This is a genomic window from Burkholderiales bacterium, assembly GCA_013695435.1.
Lineage (GTDB): Bacteria > Pseudomonadota > Gammaproteobacteria > Burkholderiales > JACMKV01 > JACMKV01.
Map to the genome: position 1 here is coordinate 1 of JACDAM010000037.1, position 5,464 is coordinate 5,464.

The window sequence follows — 5,464 nt, forward strand, 5'->3', positions numbered from 1 at the left end:
GATGGGTGACGGTGATGGGACCGCCCTTCGCAATCTGCCGGCGAAAGCGCGGGATCACGCTGCCGGCGCTGCCGAGCACATTGCCGAAGCGCACCATGACAAAGCGCGTGCCCGAGCTTTGCTGCAGCGCCTGGCAAACCATTTCCGCGAGCCGCTTGCTAGCGCCCATCACATTCGTCGGATTCACCGCCTTGTCGGTCGAGATCAGCACGAATTTATCGACCGCGTTTTCGAGCGCGGCGCGCGCCAGCGTGTAGGTGCCGATGACGTTGTTTTGCAACGCCTCCCACGCATTGCCGTATTCCATCTACGGCACGTGCTTGTAGGCGGCGGCATGAAATACCACGGAAGGCGCGTAGCGCCGCATGACCTGCTCCACCCGCGCGTGATTTTTTACATCGCCGATCGCGCAGGCGATCGGTGTATCGGGAAAGTTTTCGGAAAATTCCTGGTCGATGCGATAAAGCGCGAATTCGTTCTGCTCGAACAGCACCAGGAGGCGCGGCCGATAGCGTGCGATTTGGCGGCACAGTTCCGAGCCGATCGAGCCGCCGCCGCCGCTGATCAGGATGACGCGCTCTTCGAGCCATTCGTGTAGACCGGCGTTGTCGAGCGTGACCGGTTCGCGGCCAAGCAGATCGTCAAGCTCGATGCTGCGAATTTGCGAAACCGTCACGCGGCCGCTGACGAGGTCGCCGAACGACGGCACCGTTAACACCTTGACGCCAGCTGCGGTGCAAAGATCGACGGCGTGGCGCAGGACCGCGCGCGATGTCGATGGCATGGCAACGATCGCGTATTTGACGCCCAGCCGGCCCGCCCAATTCCGCAAATCGTCGAGCGGGCCGAGTACCCGCACGTTCTGAACCAGACGCTGATGCTTGGCGGTATCGTCGTCGAGCAAGCCGACGACGCGCCATTCGCGACCGCGGCTCAATTCCTTGACCAGGTGCACAGCCGCCTGCCCCGCCCCGAGCACGAGCACCGGCTCGCCAAGCCGGCGCGCCTTGCCGTACAACCAATGTTCTTTCCACGCCCGATAAGCGAGCCGGCTACCGCCCATCATCAAAATCACCAGAATCGGGTGCAGGATAAGGACTGAACGCGGCAGATAAGCCCCCAGGCGGAGAAACAGCAAAGCAGCGGGCGTCAGCACCGCTGCGAAGCCGACTGCCAGGATGATGCGTTCGAAATCAGGCAGGCTAGCGTAGCGCCACATGCCGCGATACAGGCCGAGCCGCAGAAAAATCACCCCATAAATCGGCACCGCCAGAAGCGCTGTCTGCAGCATGTTCCGCATGAACAGATCGGGCACGTCCAGATTGAAACGGAAGACGAAAGCGAGCATCCACGCCGCCGCGACCGCGGCGATGTCATGGAGAAAGGCGAGCAGAGCGCGAAAGTTAGGATTCGCCAGGCGCATTGCTTCGGCTCGCAAGTAGATGTCTGTTCCACTGCAGATCGATCAGGACAAAAATGAGTGCGTAGAGCAGCGCCCAAACCAGTAGCACGAGGTGTTGCGTGGGCTCGCTCTGGGTTCGCGCCCACACTCCGCTGCACCCGCTTGCCAGCATCAGCGCGTATGCGCCAAGCGCGGTATTGCGATGCCCCAGACCCATGAGGATCAGGCGCTGATAATAGTGATCGCGATGCGCCTGCCACACTTTCTCGCACCGCAGCGCGCGCTTGGCCAAGGTCGCACTCGCATCGACGATAAAAGGCGAGAAAACCAGCAGCGGATACCAGGGCTGCCACAACTGCTGTTGCCAACCACTTACGCCGAGCATTGCCGCCAGGAAACCGAGCGGGATGGAGCCGGCATCACCCAGGAAAATGCGGGCCGGACTGAAATTGAAAACGAGGAAAGCCGCCGCGGACGCAGCGACGCAGGCGGCAATCAGGGCCAGAGGCAGGGCGCCGCCGGAGGAGGCGGCGAACGCCAGCGAGCCGAACCCGAATAAAGCCATGCCGCCGGCGAGCCCATCCGAGCCATCCATGAAATTGTACAGATTGGTCATCCAGATCGTCGCGGCTATGACGATGGCAAGTCGCGGCGATGGCATATCCGACACCAACAACAAGGCCGCCGCGGCGGCTACGGCTGAGTGGATCAACAGTCGGACGGCAGCGGGCATGCCGCGCCAATCGTCGAAAAACGAAACCGCGGAGAGCACCGCGGCGCCAAGCAACAAAAGCCGGCTCTGCGGAACCAGCATGAAGCCCGCCAGAAGCACGCCAAGCATGACTGCGATACCGCCGGTTCGCGGCACGGGACGCAAGTGCAAAGAGCGCGCATTCGGATGATCCAGAGCCAACCGCGCCTGATACCGCAGCATCAATGCGATAAGCAGACAAGTAACGGCGGCGGAAACGAGGGGAGCAGAGAATTGACTGAAAGCGCCGGGGATAGGCACGGTTCGATTCTGGCCATCGTAATCGAGCGAGTTTCGCAGACGCGGACCGCTTCTGCAAGCAATCGTCCGGGGCGGATCAAGCCGGGCTGACTCCGGTAAATCATCGGGTTTTCCGGCGCCGATACCAGTCGGCTGTTTCACGCAGGCCCTGTTGCATCGTATAGGGCGGCGCCCAGCCGAGTTCCTCGCGGATTTTCGTGCTGTCTATGCGCAGCGAAGAAGCCAGGCGGTTTAGCGCGGCGCCTCGCCGGAGCAAGGTAGCGGCGAACCTCATCGGAGCGAGGGGGAAAGGGAACACGCGGGCGGGCTTGCCCAGCGCTGCCGCGAGGCGACGAACAAGCTCTGTGGTCGAAACGTCGTCGCCATCGCTGACCAGATAGGTTTTACCAGCGGCAGACGGGTGCTCGATGCAAGCCATGATCGCATCGATCAGATTGCCGAGATAAATCAGGCTGCGCCGGTTGTCGATGCTCGCAAGCGGCAACGGAATCCCGCGTTCGACAGCACGCAGCAGACTGAGAAAATTTCCTCTGACGCCGGGCCCGTACACGAGCGTCGGACGTAGAATCACGACTTCCAGCGCGGTCTCGGCGGCGATGCGCAGCAATGCCTGCTCGGCCTCCCACTTCGATATCGCGTAGGCATCGGTTGGCGCGGGCGCATCGCTTTCCCGAAAGCAGCTTTCGCCTCCCTCGCCGTGGACTTTCACGGTGCTGATAAAAACGAACCGCCGAACCCCCGCCTTGGCCGCCGCGGAAGCCAGCTGCTCGGTACCCGCGCAGTTGATGCGGCGGAATTCCGCGAGCGGATCGACCAGCGCCTCGCTCATTACGTGCACGCGCGCAGCGAGATGAACGAGAATTTCTGTACCAATCAGTGCCGATTTCCAATCGGTTGCGTTGGGTTCGGTAAGGCTCAAGCAACGAGAGCCGGCTAGCGCAGCAATCTCGGGGCGTCGGACTACTCTTGTAACAGCATGACCGGAAAGCGCTAATCGCTCACATAACGCTCTGCCGACAAAACCATTGGCGCCCGTCACGCAAACATTCACGGGCGGGCGAGCACCTTGTCGTATGCGTCCAGCGTTCCCTTGACCATTTGTTCCAGGGTGAATTCACGCAGGACTCGCTGCCGCGCGTTCAGCCCGAGGCGAAGCCTTCGATCGTCGTCGACAAGCAGCGCATTCAGGGCTTGGGCCAATCGCTCAGGATCACGCGGCGGCACCAGCACGCCGGTTTCGTCATCGCGGTTGACGTAGCTCGCGCCGTTATGCAGTTGGCAACCGACGACAGGCTTGCCGCACGCCATCGCTTCGAGTTGGACGAGTCCGAATGCTTCGCTTTGTTCCACTGAAGGCAGGCAGAAAATATCGCAAGCGTGGTAGTAGGCCGGGAGATCGGCGTCGGGTATGCGTCCCGTGAAAACAATACGGTCCTTCAGATTCAACGAACCGCTCAGGGCTTGAAGTTCCTCGTCGACAGGTCCGGTGCCCCCCAGCAACAAAACGGCATTGAAAACGTCGGCCATCGCGCGAATAAGATACTCGAACCCCTTGTAGTAAACATGCCGGCCTACGGTGAAGATGATTTTTTTACCAGGGTAGGTACCTCTTATATTCATCGCAACCGCATCGATTTCCCGACTGCGATCGAATTCGGAATAGTCGATCCCGTAAGGCACGACGTGTAACCGTTCCCGCGGCGCTGATCCGAGCTGTGTCGACGATGTGAAATGCGCCGGAGTCGCGGCGATTATCGCATCGGCGCGGCGCATCAGCCGGTCGAGAAAAGGCCGGTAGAGCGCCAGTATTTTCTTTTGCCTGATGACATCGCTGTGCCACGAAATGACAATCCTGGCGACGCGCGGCAAACAAAAAACAGCCAGATGCGCGAGTGGATCGGGAAAATGGAGATGGGCGATATCGTAGCTGTTTTGTCGCCATATCTTGCGCGCCAGCATGGGCAGCGAAGGCGAAACAGGAACACTGGCAAGGAGCCCATACGATGAGGCTTTATAGACCCGGTAGCCGTCGGCCTGGATGACACACGTCTTTGCGGTTTCGTTCGAGACGATATTATCGACCGTGATGCGACTTTTCAGCTGACCAAGAAGCAGCGCGACATGACGTTCTACGCCGCCGAAGTAGTCCGAATGGAAGCGGCCGAAGTGCAAGACTTTCAAGCTAACGCGCAGCGAGCGCCATTTTGTAAACGGCTGGCGTTTGCGCCGCGCAACGCTGCCAGTTGAAGAGCTTCGGGCGGGCGAGCCCCCGCACGCGCGTATCGCGATCAGATTGATTTCCGATAAAATCAATCGTCATCGCATCAGTATCGAGAGGGCCGACGCGTATCCGGGATTATCGACCACTTTGGGCAGTACATGGCACGACCAGACTTTACGGGGCACGCACGGTCGGCTGCAAAGCCAGCCGGGCGGCGCGTTTCGCGAACCCGTCGTCGAAGGTGACGAACTCCGCGCAATTGGCGGATGATGCGAGGTGCAGCGCGTCGGCAAAATCAATGCCTTGCCTGTAGGCGAAAAGAGCTGCTTCGACAGCTTCCCGGTCTTCAACGCGGACTTGCGCCAGCCCTAACAGATGATCGAGTGCGGAGATGACCTGCTCGCGGGAAAAATCGTAGACCGCGCGCAGTACCCATACCAATTCAAGGGCAACCGTTTTTGGCAAGAACAGTGCCTGCTGCCCAGCCATGAACGATTCGGCGATCCGGCGTTGTTTGCGCGCTTCGCGGTCGGCGGGATCGTCGGTGTAAAAGCGCGTGAGGATATTGGTATCGAGCGCGATCACAGCTTGCCGCGCCGGCGCATCGCTTCCTCGCCGTTCATGTCCGCGATCGACACCCGCGGCCCGATGTATTTGAGCATCCCGGCGCCATCTTCAAGCCGCGATATTTTGTGCCGCACTACCTTCAAGCGCGCTTCCAAGCCTTCAAGCTCGAATTCGACCCGGCTCCCGGGCTCAATCCCAAGCGCCTTTCGGACTGCCTTTGGAATGACTACCTGTCCCTTTTGGGATACTGTCGCCGCCATTG

4 protein-coding genes and 2 pseudogenes are annotated in these 5,464 nt (G+C 60.4%); all 6 read right to left on the reverse strand.

Features of this window, described 5'->3' with window-relative positions; translation table 11 throughout:
• Window positions 1-1,423: pseudogene (locus H0V78_01980) on the reverse strand (polysaccharide biosynthesis protein).
• The gene (locus H0V78_01985; protein MBA2350582.1) at window positions 1,404-2,336 is read right to left on the reverse strand and encodes a glycosyltransferase family 4 protein; all 933 of its coding nucleotides are present in this window, start codon (window positions 2,334-2,336) and stop codon (window positions 1,404-1,406) included. The pseudogene H0V78_01980 and the gene H0V78_01985 overlap by 20 nt, the downstream one beginning before the upstream one ends.
• Before the next feature lie 178 nt (window positions 2,337-2,514).
• A complete protein-coding gene (locus H0V78_01990; protein MBA2350583.1) occupies window positions 2,515-3,465 on the reverse strand; it encodes an SDR family oxidoreductase in 951 nt (316 codons plus the stop codon).
• Window positions 3,462-4,391, reverse strand: a pseudogene (locus tag H0V78_01995) (glycosyltransferase). The gene H0V78_01990 and the pseudogene H0V78_01995 overlap by 4 nt, the downstream one beginning before the upstream one ends.
• A gap of 418 nt (window positions 4,392-4,809) precedes the next feature.
• Complete coding sequence (locus H0V78_02000; GenBank protein MBA2350584.1) at window positions 4,810-5,220, reverse strand: type II toxin-antitoxin system VapC family toxin; 411 nt, start codon at window positions 5,218-5,220, stop codon at window positions 4,810-4,812.
• The gene (locus H0V78_02005) at window positions 5,217-5,462 is read right to left on the reverse strand and encodes an AbrB/MazE/SpoVT family DNA-binding domain-containing protein (protein ID MBA2350585.1); all 246 of its coding nucleotides are present in this window, start codon (window positions 5,460-5,462) and stop codon (window positions 5,217-5,219) included. The genes H0V78_02000 and H0V78_02005 overlap by 4 nt, the downstream gene beginning before the upstream one ends.
• Between the last annotated feature and the right edge of the window lie 2 nt (window positions 5,463-5,464).